This is a genomic window from Aureisphaera galaxeae, from assembly GCF_028561275.1.
In the GTDB taxonomy this organism is placed as follows: Bacteria; Bacteroidota; Bacteroidia; order Flavobacteriales; family Flavobacteriaceae; genus Aureisphaera; species Aureisphaera galaxeae.
In genome coordinates, this window is sequence record NZ_JAQQTF010000004.1 from 938,094 (window position 1) to 958,295 (window position 20,202).

Sequence of the window (20,202 nt, forward strand, 5' to 3'; positions counted from 1 at the left end):
TAAAAGGAAATCATTACCTGTCGAAAATCTGATAATCAAAATAAAGGTCATCTATCTCTGTCCTGTCAATAAATCGTTTCCATTCGGTATCCGAGATGTTTTCGGGTTTCTTCAAATTACTTTCATTGGTTTGAAATACCCTTCCCTGGCTTTTCTTTACCAATGCCTCCTTAATGGTAGGCAAAGGATGTCTCCAGGGTTTACTTTTAGAGTTTGCCCATTTGCTCGCCGCTGGAATCATAGTAGTGAACTCGTTGGAAAACTTACCAACGCCTAACCAACTAATATTAGGGTGATCGTCATCAATTTTACCATTCAATGTGGCATTATGACTTCCGTGGTGACATGCCTTATAGAGAACCGTTTGGCCTAAAATCTCTTTGGCTGTCTTGGAAGTACCCTCTTCACTAAAACTATGGTCATTCCAAGATACCCAACTTCCTCTTTGGGCATCTCCTCCAAATAGAAGTACTTTCTTACTGCCAGGTAATTCGAAAGCAACAACAAGGCTTGTATTGTTTATACCGTCATTCAGTTTTAATGCCATCGATTCTGCTATGTAAAGCCATTCCTCGTCGATGCGTCTCCATGGTGCATTACTGAAAGTCTCCTTCTGATCGTGATCCTCTATGTCCAAAATATCTTCCTTTCCATAATATTCCTTGAAGAACCCGTGGCCAAAGGCGTCCTCATTGTTAATTCGAAATTCCCTTCGGAAGGGTGAGGTATTGTCTTCTGTTGTTACGGCATTGTTGAATGAAAACATATGTGCTTTGTGCGTTTGAAAACCTTCATTGGCCCTGGGATCCTCATCCAATAGTAATTTTTCATCCCTAGGTGGTCCCAGTATATAAGCCTTTACCTGTTGGGTACCATTACCATTTGTCTTTTGCATAACTCTGGTTTCATCGAGATTCACTACTTCCCCAGGATTTAGATATCGCACCCCTTTATTTTCTTGTGCTTTATCCTTCACATATTTCATAGCTTGTTTGTTGGATGACTTTGAAGGATCTTCCACGAGCCCTCTCAATTCATCTACCGATAGCACTTGGTCATTGGTATTGCCAAACTCCATTCCCAAAAGATCATCGAGACGCTCTAGGGTGCTATTTTCCTCTTTCAGCATCATTCCTAGTTTATCACGACTCTCAACCAACTGCAAAAGTTGATCTTTATGGGTTTGCCTTAATTTATTGGCCAGTTCGTCTGCGGGATTTTCGGTCCAGGCAAACCAAGCTTCTTTAATGGTAAAATCCTTAAAGTATGGACTCCTCTTCTTCCAAAATGCATTTACATGATCTTCGTGCTCATGGGTAACTATAACCAAATCTATTATCTTTCCTGTCGCTTCTGCTAACTGATCTATAATAGCCTTTATATCCTTATTGGGAAGGAACTTTCTCGAACCGTTCTTTGCTCCACAATCGATTAGAATATAATAGGGCTGATTTTCGTTTTCACGGGGAATAGCTATAAGAAAGCAATCTCCGTGGCCTATGCGATACATTCGAACGGAAACACCGTCTTGTGGTGGAATTAATTTAGGCATAATACTTTATTTGATGTTTATTATTGTTGATGAAGAAGAGCAAATGGTTCATCCCTAAAATTGTTATTCATATGAGAGAGGTGCTCTGCATATCCAGCATCAAAAGAATTACCTATAACACCATACTCTCCTTGAATAAATTTGCGCAATCGGTCTAACTCTTCATTATTTGTAATATTCCCTGGAGTACAAATAACCCTTCTAATGTCTTTGGTGGTCGTATCGATGATAATCGTACACCCAGCTCTGTAAATAAAATCTGGAACTGTTCCCTCAGATGGCCCTTCTTCGTCCATTTTTACCTGCACCTTTTCATCGAAAAATCCCATTCGCTTCTGGGTAATTTCAATAACGATATCTGTTGCATAACTACCGGCAAATGTTTTTCGAACCGTAGGACGTGCAGAATGAACCTCTACCGTAGGAGTTCCCTTTTTCATTTTCACAGTTTTTGGCACTTTATCATACCCTAAGACAAGTCCAAATAATTCGCTATCCTCCATGCTTATTTTTCTTTGTTTGTCCTGCTCAAACCATTCGTGAATCTGGGATCGTAGCTTTCTAAGGTTTTTCCATACATCGTATCTGTCACTTCCCAAATCCCAGGCAGATATGGAATCCAAAAAATTACTGTCCTTAATATTGTCTACGAGTTTTTGTCTTCTTCTGCGAGCCGCAGTAGACTTATACACATATTCTGTATAATCCTGATCCTTGTAATGTTCCGATACCTTGTTACGCATTAATTCTTCGGCAGAGGGCCATTTCAAAGCATCCATTCCCATGCTGGTTACTTGACGTGGTTTTATACCCCATTCGCGAAAGCTCTGTATGAATACAATACGATAGGTATCATCTTGAGGTGCAAAATCTATATCGGCCGTAATTACTCCGCGAAGAAAGTCTCCAAAAGTAACTCCTACAGGAGGACAATAGTCGATGGCCCGAATGCACATTTGGAGTATCCTATCTGCGGCCTCCGCAGCTTCTATAGACAATCGCTTGGTAAGATCGGGGTGAATATCTCCTTCTGGAAGCGTCCCAGTACCATGAGTTACGATTCTAAAAAGGTCCTCCGTGTTCTTGGAGTATACCAACAGAAAAGCCCTAAATACAGCTGCCACTAAGATAGAACCGCGTGCATGAGGTTGCATGATCGTTTCATAAGCATGCGGATCGGCCTTTTTAAACTCCCATTCTCCAGACTCGGGATTTATAGAACCTAAGGCATCCCGAAGTGCACTTCCCCTTCCTGTGGCCCTTCCAAATTCCTGAGCGAGTTGCCCAAGTAAACTCTCCGTTTCAAGATTACCCCGTGTGTTCTTAATTTGGCTTTCTAACACTTGGGGATATGAAAAATGTTGAAATAAGGCAACGATATCGGCGAATGCTTCGTGAAAAGCATGTACATCTGGATTGGTTGAATCATTAAATCTGGGATGTACTCCATCCAATAATGCATGGGTTACTTCATGTGCTATGATATCGTGGGATAAGCAGGTAAAAACAAGCGTTCCCGGCGAATTGTATGCATCCTTTGCTGTTACGGGAAAATATCCGAACATCAAGGATTTTTTCGGCGGACTATAATATGCATTCTGCTGCCTTAGTGCATGTGGATATATTCGTAATCTTCTAACGAACTTGTTGATATAAGAACCATCTTCCAATCGCACCGTTCTGTCCGCCCAAAAGGCAACCCTACCCAAGGCCCTTTCAAACTGGCGAATGGTGGACATAGCGACTGCGTACACCATTTGCTGATGAAATTGAGGATTGGATTCTGATGGGGTGAGCCCATCGCGGGCAATAATATTTGGATCTTCCAGATCTACCGGTTCATAGAAAAACCCACTCCCAGGATCATAATCTATCACCTCAACATATTCGCCAATAGGACCTGGATCTAATGGAGTTTCCCAAGGAATCTCCAAAGTAAGTTGATTCATTTCGGCTGTATCTAGCTGAATGGCCAAACTAGGATCAAATGCTAATACCCTTAGTCTTCTAAATGGTGGGGGGGATACTGGTATCTTGCTATCTTTAATACTCATGAGTTATTTGTTTAAGTGCATAATCGGGCAAATGATTTCCCATGAATCCTAAACCACATCAGTTCCAAACAACAATCTTTGCTGCTCTAATTGATCGTCGGCTGTGAAGTAAGGCACTACCCATTGAGAGCCAGGATCCAAATGGTCATGTGCCAAATACTGTGCATCCGTTAGTTTGTTAGAATCGTTTCTTCTCTTAAAATGATTAAAGAGTCTCATAAAGTCACAAATAAACATATCTGCGATTCGCGTATTACCGCGTATGATCAGCATGTTTTCATCATTATCCTTTGTAGAAGCTTCACTGAAATTCGCCGAACCACTTATCACAACAGGATCATCGGATAGCGCATCTACCAATAGATACTTGGTATGGATGTAGTTTACGTGATCGTTTAAGCCGGTTAAGGTTTCTATAGCCACATCGGTATGTTCTATTCCTTTTCTCCGCTTCAATTGGGCCCCATAGGCAATTCTATTCTGACCGGATTGCCTGAGCAACGGATATTTATCTCGCATTAAGCCGGTTATTCCCTCCAATAACAAATACCGTTGAAAAGCTCCTTGAGCAGATGCGCTATTGTTCTTTAAAACGTTCAATAGCTTATCATCCATAGAAAAGGCAGCCGTAAAGAACACCGATTCCTTCGCCTTGTTTATTTGATCTGCATACCACTGTAACATATCCAAATCCTTTCGCGGACTAAATATGGCGTGGATACTGTTGGGTGGAATATCATCTAGGTTAGGGTTGTTCTCGGCAATCCAATTTTTCATTGCAGTTAAATTTGGATCACTTCCCCGCTTGGTTTTGATAGGATCTTCAGATAGTTTGTTCCAATACTCCAAATATTTCTGTGCTATGGCCTCATCACGCACTATATGCCCAATGTTGGACTGTCCAAAAATCCCACCATAAGTGATATTTGTAGAACCCGTCCACAATTCTACAGGTTTTCCATCCTTAAGAAGAAGAATAAACTTGTTATGGGAAATGGTGGTGTTTGTCCTTTGAATGAGCATCTTACTAAAGGCACGCCAATGCTTAGGATCTGTTACGCCTACTTTTGCAATTGTTTTCATTGCTGTCGTAGTAATACCTTCGGGCACCCTTAGTTTCTTTAATTCCCCACTAAATGTTAGGTCTTTGGTGCCATCTGTATAGTTTATAGTGGTCTTCGCATTAGAGTTTCTGCTCATTTTATAGGAGGTCTTGCGCTTTGCATGATGGATGATCTTAACATCCACCCCTCTCTCTAATGCATCAACAAAGGCTTGAGCGGCAGGAACGTAGGACAACTCATACAAAGAAGCTCGTATGGAATAGGATTTGTCCTTCGCTTTCCCAATGAAATCTATTAAGGCTTCTTCCAATCCGCGTGATAGCCATTTATACGCTTCTCCATTAGGAACATCTTCTGGTTTAATGAACTGTTTGTATCTAATTTTCGAACTGTCCTCTTCCAGTGCTTCTGTCTTATACCATTTTCTATACTTTTTAAACTTCTTGCTATAGGCTTGACTGCCCGCGACTCCCCTATTAAAGAACACCGCATGTTCATGATCCTTTGGATTTTCTGTAGTCACTTGTAACTGTATGGTCTCGCTTTCCTCTGTGTTATTAGGGGTTCCATATACAGCATTGATCTTATACGTATAAGTAGTATTTGGATCTACACTGTAATCCCCCCACAGGAAATCTTGAATTATGGAATCTTGAGAATTGGCAAACTTTCTACCATCACTCAATAGGATATAGCCATTCCCGACTTTCTTTTGAATTTTAAATCCTAACAATCGGTCCTTATCTGCTTCTGGAATGTTAAGCCCGAAAAGGACCACTTCCAATCCTGCTATGACCTTCACGGAAATTTCCGCATTCGATTTTGTTAATCTCATAATTAGTGTTTTAATCAGTTGATGTTAGTGGATAATCTTCCATTTTTCCTTCATGGGTCACTATGTAGGCTTTGAAATTGATCGGGTGAGCAACCTCATCTCCCAAACCATGATTTTCCTTTACTTTGTCTAGAATCGTTTGGGGAATGTCTTCGGCAATGGCGAGGAATTCCTCAAGATTCTCTTTATTATCGTCAATGAGTCGAACCCTCCTGTATACCCCTTCATCCAAATATTTAAGTACCACCTTTCGCTTTTTGGCAGCTACAGATATATTTTCGGTATCGTTACCGGATCTTTCTACATATACTCGTTCGGAATCCATATCGATACCATACCTTCTGAATGTGTTTAGGAACAGTTGCTTGTCATCGAAATCGCTTCTTGCCGTTAGGAAAACTACCCTGCTTCCCTCCGATTTACTGGTAACGCGATGAATAATTTCCCGAACTCGTGTGAGTATTGAAGGAATGGGTTTGGATTGCTCGTTAAATATCTCAGCATTCTTAAACTCTCCAAAATCATAATCTTCCCCATCGGCCAATTCGTAGGTATTAAATTGTTGGTTATCCAGTTCACGCACGATCTCCCCATCTTTAATCACTTTTACCCTTGCGAAGGTTCTAAAGACGGTTTCATCAATATCAATGAATGTAATCCCGAAACCGTATACATAATCAGGGATCTTATAAGGTTTTTGCTCGAAACTCTTAAACAGCCCAGAACCTAAATAATCTTCCTTATCCTTAGGAGCTGGTGGACAGAAATAATATCCTCCACTAATCGTCTCAAGTACTCCTTTAGAATACAGCGCATCCATGCCCGTTCCGGGTACTGGAAAGTCCTCATTCATTTGCCACATATTGGTAACATGCTCAAACTGCTGCTGAATGCTTTTCATGTATGCAATAAAATGCAGACCGTTCACGGATTTTCCGGTTTCGTCCACCCCATCAAAAAATGGATATGGCCTGCGTAGAAATCGTCTGTCTAAGTCGTTAATACCGAAAAGATCTGGAGTAGGCCTTCTGGGTTGTACTTTTCGTATATGGGCATTCAGTTTGCCGTCCCTTTCATCTTTGGGGTCTGGGTATACAGGTGTTAGATTGGCAATACCTGTTTTATCTCGTGACAAAGGCATACTCGTTTTCTTATCCCGACCAATCATTTCACTTTGCTTTTTATCATGGAAAGCCTCCCACACCGGCATGTTTTCACGGATCTTCCTATATACCATATAACTACCGTTAAAGCACCAATCGGGTTCTGCATCGTTATTATCGACAAACACCAACTTTTCAAGATCTATCCCGGACCGTAAATTGTCGATACCATCATTAAAGCGAAGGAATTCCCGCTCGTCTGGCCTACTAAACCCTTGTTCTACAGAATGCACCTTAAAGTAGCTCTTCGTATCATCCGTTTTCAGAATTTTTCTACAATCCCTGTTGATATACTGAGCGAAATACCTAGCAATACTTACGTTTACATACATACTATCGCTGGCTACGATGAAGATTAAGTCCGACTGATCCTCGGACGGATTGAAATCCTTAGAATCCCCTGGAAAAGCCGGCATGGGCTTTAAGTATTTTGGACGTTGTCCCCGTATACCAAAACGGTCGAATCCAGTAGGATCTACGAACAAAGAAGCACCAAATCCTACGGTTACGGTAACTCGATAGGTATCGGGAACCTTGGATTCATCCAATGGCAACAGATTGTTTTTTGAAGGAGCCTTCAGCATAGAACGGTGACTATAATCTGAGATCACCTTTAAAAGCACTTGCAATTCCTCTGCGTTATCGCATAATACGTCTCCTCTAAGAATAGCGCAGCATTTTTGTTTGTCTACAATACCCTTATATCTTTCATATTTAGATGGGTCTTCTAGATCAATCCCTGGGTGTAAGGGATACCTAGGATCACTTATCCCACTTTGAAATTCACCTTCATAGAAAGGAAGCGGCGTGGGCAGGATTTTTTGTTTCGTCTTAGTGTCCATATTGTGGTCTTCTTTGATGTTGATTTTGATGATTTGGAAAAAGTGTGATAAAAAACTCGGTCCATCCTCCCATTCTAACACGTAGGAGGTTATGATCGTCTGGGTTTTCCTTGGCAGCTTGGAATGTCTCTGGACTTGCTACAGTAATCGTTATGATATTACCCCCTTCTCCATTGGCGAATTTCTGAATGGCCTCTTCCAACTTGGGAAGTGGGAAATCCTCAGGAATATTAAAATCAGCGGGAGCTCCATCCGAAAGCAAATCGATTCGCTTGTCTTTATATGAGTTAAGGGCTACATCCAAGGTCGTATTTGGAACCTGAATAGCATTGTTTTCTGGGTGTAAGGGATCATAATCACTATGTCTAGGAGCAGGAGACATGTCCGAAGCTATAGGATCCATGCCAAAACGACCGTCTGGAGTGGCTCCGACGAAGCTTCCACTAAACACATACTGTTCGAAGGTTCCAACCCCTGGAGCAAATAATATTTCGAAAGGAAATTCTTCAGATCCATACTTTTCCCGCAATGTTTCCCACTGCTCTTCATGCATAGGTGATGTTCTGGCTTTGTCAAGCTCTTCGTAGAAATCTTCAATAAGCTTCCATGCCAATTCATCTACTTCCTCATTTCCGAATCCAAATTTTGGCTCTGCAAGACAGGCATTTCTTATTTCTTCAATACGCTCTTTTGTAAGCTTAAGCCCAACGATTTCTGGGTTTTGTCCCCAATTGGATCGCAAACAACTCACTAATTCCTCTAGGGTCATGAATTGTTTTTCGAACACAAGGTTCTTTATGACCCTAAGTGAATCCGTAGCAGTACTGATCCCTGTCATTAAGGGTGAAAAGAGCTTGTATTTGGCTCCACCTCCCGAGATATCCCGACCGGATTCCATACAACCAGAAATCATGGCCGAAAGTAATGGAGAAGGACTAACATTCTCCTTAATTCCATATTGTGAAAGAATTCCATTGAAAAACTTATGTGCCCCAATACCAATATGGGTTTTTAATATTTCATAAAATGAATCGAAACTCTTTATCTCCGAAGCCGAAGCCGTTCGGTAGCTTCCCTTCGTCCCTCTTAGGTAGGTACTACCCGCGAAAGCAATTCCTGCTCCTTCATTCAATGCTTTTTCAAGGGCATCCAATGCAGGAACAAATCCAAAACTAAACTCGGTTTCCCCCGCGAATAGGGTTTCATAGCATCCATCGCAGGCATAGTTTCTTGCACTTGCCAGCTCCACATTCCCTCCCGTTTTCGTATGCAGGGAAGGGATAATACGTTCATCATTCAAAAGCACTGGGTGTGCCCCGCCACTCATGATGGTTTCTGCAGCTAGTTTAATGATCTCTTTAGGTGTTTTACTGTGCACCCTTAGATCGAGCGTTGGGCTATTAAGGGGTAATCTTCGAGAAGCTTCCAAACAGAATTTAGTAATATCATTACAAGCATCTTCGAAGTCTTCAGCGTCATTGGCTATACATCCTCCTATGGTTACCTGCTGCATCCATTGATTGAGAAGTGCTCCTTGATCAAAATTACTGGCGGCACCACTTCCCAGAAGGGCTCCATCTGAAGAAGTAAATCTATCCTCGGCAAAGCGTCTATTAAGAATGACCTTTTCATCCAGCTTTATCCAAAATGCATCGATATATTCCTGTGCTTCCTCTTTGGTAATAGCTCCTTTGTCCAAATCGGCCTCGTAATATGGATTCAGCAACTGATCCAGCCTTCCCAAAGGAACGATCTCCCCAGTAAAATGAAGGGCGCAATGCATTATATGAATGCATTGAAGGGCTTCGGCAAAGGTCTCTGCAGGTTCTGCAGGAACCTTTCTAAGCCGTTCGGATACTTTGGACATATTTTCATATTCGAGCGAACCAGCCTCGAAGGTGAGCTTAATCGCATCGCATCGATCTGCATAGGAATTTGCATAATGATTTATTCCTTTCATCGCCGATATGATGGCAGTATAAAAGGCTTTCTTTTCAGGATGTTTTTCCATGTACACCTGACACATTTCAATAATGCCCGAAGTTCCCTTTTCCAATATGATTTGATGATTGGGTACAGTATGCCCAAATGGGGACCATTCGTTTAAATAATGGGTTTCCCAGTACAGGCTTTCCTCGTCATTCAAATAGCGCATCAATTCCTTGCCTTGACCCACAGAGTATGGTGGAAGCGTTCCCACAATCAATTCCAAAGGATGAATTTGCATGGTTTCACCTTTGTAAATAAATGGATCCCTCGTTATGAGTTCGAGTGTTTTCTGAATGGCCAATCCCTTTCTTTCCATAACCGAAAGTGATCGTATATCGTCATCGTCCTTGTAATGATCGAAGAGGTGACCGAATTGATCTTTGTCCAACCACGGAGGTTTGGAATGCCATTTTTCAAACATTTCTTGTAGAAGGACACAAATACGAGGTGAGGGTTTATCCCTGTCGCCATCGGGAAGGTTCTCCATGGCTCGCCAGAATGAAAGGATATTTTTATGCATTGGATATAAAATTGGTTTACTATTAACACATACGCTCCCAGGCATTGATACTTGGGCGTATCTAGCCATGGGGCGGGTCTTATCATTTTCGAAAAGACCCCATACTGCCATGAATTCATAAGAACCTGCATTGAACAGAAATTGGGGGATGGACTAGCAATTCTTCCTAGAGCTTTCAGTAAAATGAATAAGCCAACTACAGATCGCTTTCTTCAATACATCGGGTTCACACAAATCGTATGGCACATAAAGTTTGTTATCAATACAAAGGGGATAATGTTATGGACACCTGCGTTGGGAAGTATTCAGGGATATGAAGAAATGCTCGACTCGTCAAAATTCAATGTGTCGCAATCATATTCCTTCTTCTAACAAGAAACCTTAGTTTTCAGCTTCTTAGGTGTCTTCCAATATCAAAATAAAAGTAGTGGCTAAACAAAGGCAGCGTAATACCCTTTACCGGGTATATTTTTGAAGTTTATGTTTTCTTGGTAGTGAACTTAAATGGAGGATTTATAAATCCATTCGGTCTTGAGAATCCTTATAGTTTTTGGCAAGTAAGTAAATGAGTCCAAATAACACGGGAACTCCTGCCGTAATGATTGCCATCCCTATCGGGGTGCTAAAAAATTCGAAAAGTGATTCCATGGTGTTAATGTAGTAAATCTATGCCGTTTTAATTACACTATCTTAGAATAAGTAAAAAGCCCACCAATAGGCGGGCTCTTCGTTTTAATAGTTTTATTGGATAGTACAATACTATTTCCTCACCAGATTCTCTAATCTTCCGTAGAGTATTTCAATCCATTTCTTTGAAAATATGGCTCCCAATACACACCACGCCCATAGTACGAAGTAATCGGTAGCTTTTTCGAACTCCAGCACCTTGCTTTCGGTTAAGGTCAAGGCCAAAATAGAAATGGAAGATGCGATAATCCCGAAAAGTATACTTGCACCTAAGGTCTTCGATTTCTCTGTATTAGAAGCTATCGTCGCTTCAATATCCAAAATAGCCTGATTCATCTTTTTAATGGTATCATCCATTTCTGTTTTTAATGCATCGGCATTGGCTATGGTTATGCCCGAGTTGACCGCAGTAAGCGTTTCTTTTACCTCCTCTACTTCTTCTTTAATAATTTTAAGCTTTGGCCAATTCGTTCGAGCAATCCCGCCTATAACCCCTGCTAGTATGATAATGAAAATGATAAGTTGATAATCGGGTGCTTTTAGTTTCGTTAATTCCTCATCTCTCTCTTCTATATCTTCAATCTTATCATCGGTTTGCTTGTACGCTTCGAGAATCGTACTTGTCTTATCATCTTGTATGGTTTTAATGGTCTTGGTGTGCCTTTCCTTTATTTTTGAATTATATTCTAATAGTTGCTTTTCAAATTCTTCATCTTCAATCCACTTTTGAAACGAACTAACTTGCCCATTCATCATTTCGATCCATTCCTCTTCCGCTTCCAGTAAATTCACTTTATCCTCAAATTCAACTTTCTTAATCCGTTCATCTGCTTTACCACATAGCGTATCCTTCCGTTCTTGTTTAAGTGAATCCACTTCTTTAGCATGTAAAGAATTGAATTGAAAACCCATGCATAGTAGCACAACTAATATCAATAAGGATTTGTTTGAACTTTTCATATCTATAACTTTTTATGAATATTCAATAGTAATACTTACCACGAAGTCATAGAATACCCACTACAGGGTATATTGCCTTAGACAAAAAAAAGACCGCCTATAAAGACAGTCTTTTTATCTGAATTCTGAATCTAAAATCAGTGCTTCCCAAATACGTGAAGCTTGGCTTTACGTTTAGAAGCATTTTTGGTATCGTATATAAAGACAATCTTCTTAATAATACGCTTGTTCCCCTTTAGATCGATTACTCGGGAAGTACTCTTTCTACTGAAATTATGCCTTAACTCAATTTCCTGCTTCGATCCGTTCGCATAGTGAACTACCATACGATGCATATTCAGGTTTCCGTTGGATACCATCAACTTCAGTTTTTTGAAGCGACCATCGTCCAGTCCAACATGCATGACATCCCTGTCCAATTTATAATCTACTTTCTTAGTACCTATACGTACCCAATCTTTTACTAAAGTCTCGGCGGGAGTATCAAAACTTGATAGTCCAACCAACATAAAAGCCGCGATAATAAATGTTCCAAATTTTTTCATTTCAATAATACTTTAAGTGTTAATGATTTTTGTTCGTGCTATGGTTTGGACTTCCATTAGTGCAAAAGGTTTAATCTAATTCCGTATAACACATACTATCAAACACTTACAACAAACATTTTGTATCTTTAGAAGTAGAGACGAGATTCATTTTATTCTAGATCGCCTTTCTTTCCCCGTTAACTAGCGCATGTGCGCACTAAACAGTTATTCCCATGGATGTGAAGACTACAAATTCTATTGGCAGCGCCCCAGAAGATCTTAGGATCATAGATATGGACTCACCACTATATCATTATGCCCGGGTAATTTCGAATACACGCTTCGGTCATATGCCCAAATACATTGCTTATTGTGAACATGCAGAACATGTGCAATGGTGCCTTACCTATTGCAGAGATCATGGATTGGATTTTAGAATACGCTCTGGAGGTCATCAACATGAAGGCATGTGTTCTGGAAATGGGGTCATGATTATTGACCTTTCTAAAATGGACTCGATTGAATACATAGGCGACGAGGAAGCTTGGATCCCCGTCGGAAAGCAATTAGGAAAGGTATATGAAGAATTAGAGGCTAGAAGTCAGATCATTCCGGGAGGTGGTTGTCAATCGGTAAACGTAGGAGGGCTTACACAAGGTGGTGGATGGGGGCTTTCCATTCGAAAACTAGGAATGACTTGTGATTCAATCACAGAATGCGAAATGGTATTGGCCAGTGGCGAAATTGTATATCCCTCGCACAAGGAATTGTCAGATTTATTTTGGGCCATTAAAGGCAGTGGTGGCGGAAACTTTGGAGTCATTACCAAATTCAAGTTTAAATTGGCAAGTCTTGTCCCCGTAATGACATCCTTTGCCCTTTTATGGCAAAAGCCTGATGATGTAAAATTAGTTTTGAAACGATGGGCCCATTTGCATGCAAACCTGGACGAGTTGGATCCAGCATTATCCACTGCTTGTGGAATGATGGTAGCCAATCCAGAGAATGTCCTATTGCCCGATGGACACCTAAGTGCGGTGCATTCGCGTATGGGAGGTCAATTCTATGGATCGAAAGCAGATTTATTGGATTTACTAAGGAAATACTTCGGCAGTCTTATTCCGGATGAAAAGGATTTTGTACAGTTAGCGGAGACCCGTTATGAGATTCCGGCAGGTAAACGATCCAAAAGTGATAAAGAAGGAGCTTCTCTCCTAGCCCACCACCAGGCGAAAGTGGCAGATTTCATAAACCCAACCTCTACTATGGATCACTTTGACTACAAAACCTCCAGTTGTGGCGATAGAGGCTACAAGGTGCTTCCAGAAGCACCTACCTCCACTTGCGATAGACCACATCCGCATAAAGTGACATCGGGCTTTCCAAAGGCAAAAAATAATCAGGAGCACGATACCCTTATAGACAGCATCTACGAATATTTAGGGCGTACTTGTTACTATTCGGATGTAAGTCAATATATGAGTTTTCATTGCCTTGGAGGCGCTGTTACTCAGCATCCGGAGAGCCGGGTATTCGCCTTTTATGAAAAACCCTATATGTTGCAAATACAGTGTTGGTGGGATGATGCTGGAAATGCTTTTACCAATGAAACTAGAAATAAAGTCTATGTAAAATGGGTAGAGGATTTCAGGAAACACCTCTTACCACAAATTGAAGGGGCATTCATCAATTTTATTGACCAATCACTAGTTGATGACCCACATACTCCAGAAGGTCGCCTAGAGCTACTTGCCATATACTACGGAGAAAAGCATCTGAACACCCTTAGGGTTCTTAAAGCCAGATACGATGAAGGTAATTTCTTTAATTTCGAAATGAGCATCCCGCCTTGGCCACCTCTATAGATGATTACTCTTCATATCCTTTGTTGACCAATCGTTTTGAAATAAACCAATAGTTTCCTGCAGGATCTATGACACCTGCTTGACGATCTTCATAGTCCATATCGGCCGGAGCAAAAGAATCCTTAGCTCCGTGGTCCAATGCCCGTTGATAAAGCATATCTACGGCTTCCGTGTATAAGTAAAAAGCCGTTCGCATATCGCTAAATTCTCCGCGTGCCTGACTGATCATAAAACAGGACTCCCCAATTTTTAAAATACAATTGGCTATCTCGCCAGTACGTTCGTTGGTAGTTCTATTGATTTCTTCGGCGAAGAAACCCTCCTTCAGAAATTGAATGAGCTCTTCAGGTTGTGCTGCAAACAAATAAGCACTAATGGTATGGAATCCTGGAGGGATATAGGTATCGTAAATGTGGTTCATAGGATTTGATTTTGCCAAATCCTAAAGATAGCAAAGAGATATTGTTCAAAATTGTATAAAGGCGACATAGAAAGCCCTTGCTACTACACCTCTTTATTCTTAAGAATAGCTTCTGTTTTCTCAATAAGTTGTTGAATAGCAATCTCATCGTATGCTAAGGGATGCGCTCTTCCGAAATCTCCTCTATCATTATCGAAATACATGGCGGTGATATCCTTATAGGCTTCAGAAACTGCCAAATCGAACAAAATATTGGCTCCTTTATCGGCCGAAGACCAATGGTGTCCATAAGCCTCCCTCACCATATTGGTGTTCAATAAAGAGCCTGGGTTCACAGCAATAATAGCAATGGCATCATTATTCATGGCTTTATAAAAACTCCACATGGTTAATGCCAGTTTACTCTGTGCATAGGCCTCTTGAACGGATAATTGAGCGGTTCCAGTAAGCGCTTCCAAAGATACTGGAGCTTGTGCCGCCGAGCTCAAATTTATTACCCTTGTGCCTTCCCCTTTTTCCAATAAGGGCGTAAGGTACTCGGTAAGAACATAAGGGGCTAAATAGTTTACCGCAAAGCGAATATCCAAGCCTTCCGGAGTCAAAGAGACAGGGCCTTGAAAAACCCCTGCATTATTAATCAACACATCTATCCTCGGGAGTTCCTGCTTTATCCGCGTGGCCAAGTCCCGTACTGCCTCTAGACTGGAAAAGTCGGCTACATAGCCATCAATAGCTTCGTTGTGGGATACTTTTTTAATTTCCGAAATCACTCTATCCAATTTTTCACGGTTCCTTCCATGAATATACACTTGGTGGCCTTCCTTCGCCAGTTTTGTGGCAGCCAATTTTCCTATACCATCCGTACTACCCGTAATGAATATGATCTTTTTCATGATACGTTCTCTTTTTCTTGTGTTGAATTAAAATGCGGCAATACCTTTTTTGCGAGTCGTTCTAAGGTTTGTTCTATATCTATGGGGTTAAAGCGTAAGTTTAATGCTATATGGTTAACCCCTATGTTTTCCAGTTGATTAAAATATTCTATTAAGTAATTTGTTCCTATTCTAAAGCCTAGGTGAATAGGTTCAGGTTTATAATCGTCATCCTCTTGCAAGTCTATATACAGAGGCTGCATGAATGGTTTGTCATTAACTCCTGTAGCGTCTATTAATTCCCGCCATTGAGTGATACTGTGGTATTGCTGGGTTAAGTTCCTAGGATAGTACATCCAACCATCACCATGAGCAGCGTTCCATTCCATGGATTGTTGACTAAACCCTGTAATGAGCATCGGAATCTTATGTCCAGTAGCCTTCGGTAGTACATCGATATGGCCCTTTAAATGACCAAAATGATTTTCTTCCAAACTGGGAAACTCTTTTTGCGATTCACGAATGTAATTAAAGGATTCCCTAAACAAATGACCTCTATTTTCATAGGGAACATTCATGGCGGGATATTCATCGTACCGATCCCCGGAAGCTACTCCTAAGATTAACCTTCCTCCAGATAATTGATCTATGGTCGCAGCCGACTTGGCCACATGAACGGGATGGTGCAAGGGCAAAGCAATGCTCGCCACGCCCATGGCAATGTCCTGTGTCTGCCCTGCTAGGTATCCCAGATAGGTAAAAGGATCGTATTGCTGTCCCGCATCGCCAAAGGAAGGAACATGAAAAGGAACGTCCCGTACCCAAAGTGCTTTAAACCCCAATGATTCTATAAGCTGCGCCCTTTCTAGATGTCGCTTCATAGTAGGAATAGGACTTTGGGCGTAATTCTCAATGGGAACTACAATCCCTACAGTTAATTTACCAGGTTTGAATACAGTATTGTACCCCCTATTTATGGTTTCAAAAACTCTCATAAAGATGAAGATCTTCCCACCGAAGCAGGAAGACTCTAATAAATTCGTTGCTTTCTAGGAAAGATCGTCTTTCCCTTCAATAAGATAGTGATTACTTACAGAACCAGCTGTTCGAGCCTTTAGGTGTGGCACATATTCCGGATCGTTCATAAAGTTAAGGGCAGCCTCTTTAGAAGGCCATTCCAATACAATACGAAGACCGACTTCGGGTCCTTCGCCTTCCAAACGCTCATGGCTTGCGGTTCTTGCCAAATACTTGCCTCCGTGTTTTGTCACTAATCTGCCTGCTGTAGGGAGATAATCAGCGATCCAACTATCTTCCGTTGGCGTTACATCTAATATTGAATAATAGCTCATAATTCTCTTTTTTAGGTTTATTTGAATGTTATTTACAGTTTCACAATTACTTTCCCCACGGTTCTACCACTTTCCAATTGTTCATGTGCTTTTGCCATTTGATCGAAGGGGAATGATTTTGAAATTTGCGGCTTTACGGCACCGCTTTCCAGCATGTCCTTTAGGGTGTTCATATCTTCTCCATCGGACTGTACCATGTGGAAAAGGACCTTCACGTCCCTTTCTTTGGCCAATGCTAGAATCTCCTCCGAAAATTCAGGAGTGGGAATAGAAACAATGGCACCGCCCGATTTTACGACCTTTACGGAATTATAGAGCGTTTCCCCATTGAACATATCGAACACAAAGTCAATATTGGAAAGGACATCTTGAAAGGCCTCTGTTCTATAATCAATATGCTCATCGGCACCTATGGACACCACAAAATCCTTATTCTTAGCCGAGCTCGTAGTAATGACATGAGCACCCATGGACTTGGCAATTTGTATGGCGAAATGCCCGACACCGCCAGAACCTGCATGTATCAATACGCGATCTCCTGGATTCACATTATTCTTTAATACTTGTAGGGCTGTTAGGGCAGCCAAAGTGGTCGCAGCAGCTTCTTCAAAAGAGGTTGACGAAGGGATTTTAGCCAAATGCGCTTCGGAAGCAGCTACATATTCGGCATAGGCACTTCCAGTACCTGGAAAGTTGATCATTCCAAAGACATTGTCCCCTATATTGAATTTAGTAACCTTGTCTCCTACAGCTACGACAGTCCCAGCGATATCCCAGCCCAACACAATAGGACTGTTTCTTCCGCAAATCATTCCTAAAACATCTTCATTGCCCCGTACTTTATAATCTACAGGATTTACACTGATAGCTTTCACTTTCACCAGTACTTCTTCATCTTTAATTATGGGTTGCGCCACTTCTTTCATCACTAAATTTTCTATGCCTCCTGCTTTTTCTAATACAATTGCTTTCATTATGGTTTGTTCCTTTAAGATTTAAACTATAAAAAGTATAGTGCAAAACTAGAAAGCCTTTGGAAATCATGCAATAACGGTCAAAAGTGATAGTAACAGCATATTTTTTCAAAATACTGATTATTAGGTGTTTATATCAAAATATTTTTACTATAAAAAGTATAGTTGTATAATTTTGTATAGTATTGTAGTTTTGTCCCTACAAAACGGTAATTATGAGTGAGAAGCACGAAAAGAGATTGATTCGGTACAATGACAAATTGTTCTCCTGTACTACAAGTATCGCTATGGAGTTGATTGGTGGAAAATGGAAAAGCGTTATACTAGTTTATTTGATTGATGGAAAGAAACGCTACAATGAATTACGCAAACTGATTTCGACTATTACCGAACGTACGTTGAGTCTTCAATTGAAACAATTGGAGAAAGACGGTCTTATATCCCGCAAGGTGTATACCAAGAAACCCCCTTTAAAAGTGGAATATGCCCTCACCCCTTTTGGAGAAAGCTTGATACCCGTACTCACTTCTATTGCCAATTGGGGCATGGTCGTGGCAGAAGAAAAAGGAGAGTTTTTAGAGGTGTAGTAGGTCTCGTAGTAAATTAACTATCCTTTTACCTCCAACTTATACCCTACACCATGCACATTGCTAATTTTGATGCTCTCATCATCTTTTAGCTTTTTTCTAAGCTTGGAAATATAGGTATCCAAACTCCTTCCAACTACTACGCCATTGTCTTCCCACACCTTTTTCGTTAGCTCTTCTCGCTTTATCACCGCATTGGGTTGCGCTGCTAACAAGGTAAGCAACTGACATTCTTTTACGGATAGACTAATTTCTTCGGCTTCCTTTACCAATTTATTCTGCTCTGGATATAACCGAAAACTCCCCACATGGGTAAATTCTCCATTAAGCGCCGGTACTATCTCTGGACCTTTCTTTAGGCGTAAGAATTCTACAAGAAGTATGGTAAGTATAAGAAGTACGATAAATACAAGTGTTTGTTTATTAAAAAATGAAGCCTTTTGTTTATTGAAGGTGATTTGAAGGGTATAACAATCTTCTGGAAGTCCCCTTCCCCTGCAGGGAATGATATTATTTTCTTCTTCATTTAATACAGCATAGCTATAGGCAACTTCTGTATCATCACATTGCAACACCTCTACCAAATAATCTTTGGATATAGCTCCTTTATGAAGGCTTCTTTCTACCAAAGCTACCAGGCTATCTGGCTGAATGGCAAGTGTTTTCTGAAACGAAATCCGATAGGAATCCTCTTTTTTAATGACCGGAAGCACCAAGGAAGTGGAATCTTCATTCGCGAGTAATAGCTGATGTCCTACCTCCCGAAGGGCTGTTTTGGCCAATTTCGAAGTCGTATCCTCGGTTTCTTGGAATCCCATAGTAACCATAACCCCAAGGGTCATTATTACTAAAAGGCCCGAATAGTAAAGTATTCTCTTTTTCATGGTTCCTACAAATTACAGGCAATTTGGTGAATTTTTACAAGGGTTGACACTTCTTTTACATTCTTTTGACATTTCCGATGGCCCATCCCCATAGTTTTGATCAAAAATTTAAATCATCATGAAGAAACTATGTATTCTATTCTTTGCATTAATCAGTGCAACCATTCATTCACAAACCCAGAACACTTACCCGCTTCAAGTAGCACAGAGCATCATTAATTGGAAGGGAACCTATGCTTTTCAATTCAGTGAACATAACGGTACCGTTAATTTCATTAAGGGTGAGCTTAGTACGGCCAACGGAGATATTGTTGGAGGATTTTTTGAGGTGGATATGACCAGCATTACGAATCCAGATTATGAAGAAACGGGCGATGGTCCCGTTGCACACTTAAAAGACCCTGATTTCTTTGATGTGAAGAAGTTCCCTAAAGCTATATTAGTCATTACAGATGTTATCTATTTCGAAGATAGCAATGATCATAAAATCCTTGCAGATCTTACGATTAAAGGAATCACCCAGCCCATTGAGTTTTGGCCAACATTGGTAGATGGTGACAAGAAGATACTGAAAACCCGACTTAAGATAGACCGAACCCGCTGGGGAATCACCTACAACAACAAACTTAAGAATCACGCCATTTCCGAAGCGATAGAGTTTGATGTAACCTTACAATTCTAGGGCATAGATTATAACATTCTATTTCTCTTGTCTTTTTACGTGCTTTTGATTCATTACATAATGAGTAATCAAATAGTAGGTTCCCTATAATTTACCTATCAAAAATGGCGGCAATTCCCTTTTTCCAATTGTCGCCATTAGCATTTCATAATTTATTACTAAGCGAATATATTATCCGATACAATTGTAGGAAATTTCTATGGGAGCATTCATATTTGCATCAACAATATTTGATCGAATTCTACAACCCAACAAAATTTAAAGTAGATCAAATTTTTGTGCTACGCTCCTTGGTATTTTTAAGTTAAGATGTTCTTTACGGAAAATCTTTCAATTGCGATTTACGTACCTATATGCAGTTCTCTATACAGT

At 40.7% G+C, this 20,202-nt stretch carries 17 protein-coding genes; 3 read left to right on the forward strand and 14 right to left on the reverse strand.

What is annotated here, in order from left to right:
* Positions 1 to 13: 13 nt before the first annotated feature.
* The 8 genes from POV27_RS09560 to POV27_RS09595 all read right to left on the reverse strand — a co-directional run bounded on the left by POV27_RS09560 (position 14) and on the right by POV27_RS09595 (position 12,211).
* A complete protein-coding gene (locus POV27_RS09560; RefSeq protein WP_272862529.1) occupies positions 14 to 1,552 on the reverse strand; it encodes an MBL fold metallo-hydrolase in 1,539 nt (512 codons plus the stop codon).
* Positions 1,553 to 1,572: 20 nt separating this feature from the next.
* On the reverse strand, positions 1,573 to 3,606 hold the full coding sequence (locus POV27_RS09565) for a gluzincin family metallopeptidase (protein WP_272862530.1): 2,034 nt from the start codon (positions 3,604 to 3,606) through the stop codon (positions 1,573 to 1,575).
* A gap of 48 nt (positions 3,607 to 3,654) precedes the next feature.
* Complete coding sequence (locus POV27_RS09570; protein ID WP_272862531.1) at positions 3,655 to 5,505, reverse strand: phospholipase D-like domain-containing protein; 1,851 nt, start codon at positions 5,503 to 5,505, stop codon at positions 3,655 to 3,657.
* Positions 5,506 to 5,515: 10 nt separating this feature from the next.
* The gene (locus tag POV27_RS09575) at positions 5,516 to 7,510 is read right to left on the reverse strand and encodes a Dyp-type peroxidase (protein WP_272862532.1); all 1,995 of its coding nucleotides are present in this window, start codon (positions 7,508 to 7,510) and stop codon (positions 5,516 to 5,518) included.
* Positions 7,500 to 10,019, reverse strand: a complete 2,520-nt coding sequence (locus POV27_RS09580) for a pyruvate formate lyase family protein (protein ID WP_272862533.1) — start codon at positions 10,017 to 10,019, stop codon at positions 7,500 to 7,502. Before POV27_RS09580 ends, POV27_RS09575 begins: the two co-directional genes overlap by 11 nt.
* Positions 10,020 to 10,532: 513 nt before the next feature.
* Positions 10,533 to 10,667: a hypothetical protein gene (locus tag POV27_RS09585; RefSeq protein ID WP_272862534.1), complete on the reverse strand. Its 135-nt coding sequence runs from the start codon at positions 10,665 to 10,667 to the stop codon at positions 10,533 to 10,535.
* A 111-nt stretch (positions 10,668 to 10,778) separates the two neighbouring features.
* Complete coding sequence (locus POV27_RS09590; RefSeq protein ID WP_272862535.1) at positions 10,779 to 11,666, reverse strand: YEATS-associated helix-containing protein; 888 nt, start codon at positions 11,664 to 11,666, stop codon at positions 10,779 to 10,781.
* Between the two features lie 137 nt (positions 11,667 to 11,803).
* The gene (locus tag POV27_RS09595) at positions 11,804 to 12,211 is read right to left on the reverse strand and encodes a DUF2541 family protein (RefSeq protein ID WP_272862536.1); all 408 of its coding nucleotides are present in this window, start codon (positions 12,209 to 12,211) and stop codon (positions 11,804 to 11,806) included.
* Positions 12,212 to 12,426: 215 nt separating this feature from the next.
* Here POV27_RS09595 and POV27_RS09600 point away from each other — a divergent pair, with 215 nt between their 5' ends.
* On the forward strand, positions 12,427 to 14,058 hold the full coding sequence (locus tag POV27_RS09600) for an FAD-binding oxidoreductase (RefSeq protein ID WP_272862537.1): 1,632 nt from the start codon (positions 12,427 to 12,429) through the stop codon (positions 14,056 to 14,058).
* Positions 14,059 to 14,062: 4 nt separating this feature from the next.
* Here POV27_RS09600 and POV27_RS09605 read toward each other — a convergent pair whose 3' ends face one another.
* From POV27_RS09605 to POV27_RS09625, 5 genes are all read right to left on the reverse strand, one after another.
* Entirely contained in the window at positions 14,063 to 14,479 is a 417-nt protein-coding gene (locus tag POV27_RS09605; protein ID WP_272862538.1) for a VOC family protein, read from the reverse strand.
* 83 nt (positions 14,480 to 14,562) lie between these two features.
* The gene (locus POV27_RS09610; RefSeq protein WP_272862539.1) at positions 14,563 to 15,372 is read right to left on the reverse strand and encodes an SDR family NAD(P)-dependent oxidoreductase; all 810 of its coding nucleotides are present in this window, start codon (positions 15,370 to 15,372) and stop codon (positions 14,563 to 14,565) included.
* Positions 15,369 to 16,346, reverse strand: coding sequence for an LLM class oxidoreductase (locus POV27_RS09615; protein ID WP_272862540.1), 978 nt, complete (start codon positions 16,344 to 16,346; stop codon positions 15,369 to 15,371). The genes POV27_RS09610 and POV27_RS09615 overlap by 4 nt, the downstream gene beginning before the upstream one ends.
* A gap of 54 nt (positions 16,347 to 16,400) precedes the next feature.
* The gene (locus tag POV27_RS09620; protein WP_272862541.1) at positions 16,401 to 16,703 is read right to left on the reverse strand and encodes a DUF1330 domain-containing protein; all 303 of its coding nucleotides are present in this window, start codon (positions 16,701 to 16,703) and stop codon (positions 16,401 to 16,403) included.
* Positions 16,704 to 16,735: 32 nt separating this feature from the next.
* Complete coding sequence (locus POV27_RS09625; RefSeq protein ID WP_272862542.1) at positions 16,736 to 17,677, reverse strand: NADP-dependent oxidoreductase; 942 nt, start codon at positions 17,675 to 17,677, stop codon at positions 16,736 to 16,738.
* Between the two features lie 215 nt (positions 17,678 to 17,892).
* Here POV27_RS09625 and POV27_RS09630 point away from each other — a divergent pair, with 215 nt between their 5' ends.
* Positions 17,893 to 18,264 carry a winged helix-turn-helix transcriptional regulator gene (locus POV27_RS09630; RefSeq protein WP_272862543.1) on the forward strand — a complete coding sequence of 124 codons (372 nt, stop codon included), beginning with the start codon at positions 17,893 to 17,895 and terminating at the stop codon, positions 18,262 to 18,264.
* A gap of 20 nt (positions 18,265 to 18,284) precedes the next feature.
* Here the strand turns inward: POV27_RS09630 and POV27_RS09635 are convergent, their stop codons facing one another.
* Positions 18,285 to 19,148, reverse strand: a complete 864-nt coding sequence (locus POV27_RS09635) for a winged helix-turn-helix domain-containing protein (protein WP_272862544.1) — start codon at positions 19,146 to 19,148, stop codon at positions 18,285 to 18,287.
* Between the two features lie 118 nt (positions 19,149 to 19,266).
* On the opposite strand from POV27_RS09635, the gene POV27_RS09640 reads away from it, so the two are divergent.
* On the forward strand, positions 19,267 to 19,830 hold the full coding sequence (locus POV27_RS09640) for a YceI family protein (protein ID WP_272862545.1): 564 nt from the start codon (positions 19,267 to 19,269) through the stop codon (positions 19,828 to 19,830).
* The last annotated feature ends 372 nt before the right edge of the window (positions 19,831 to 20,202 follow it).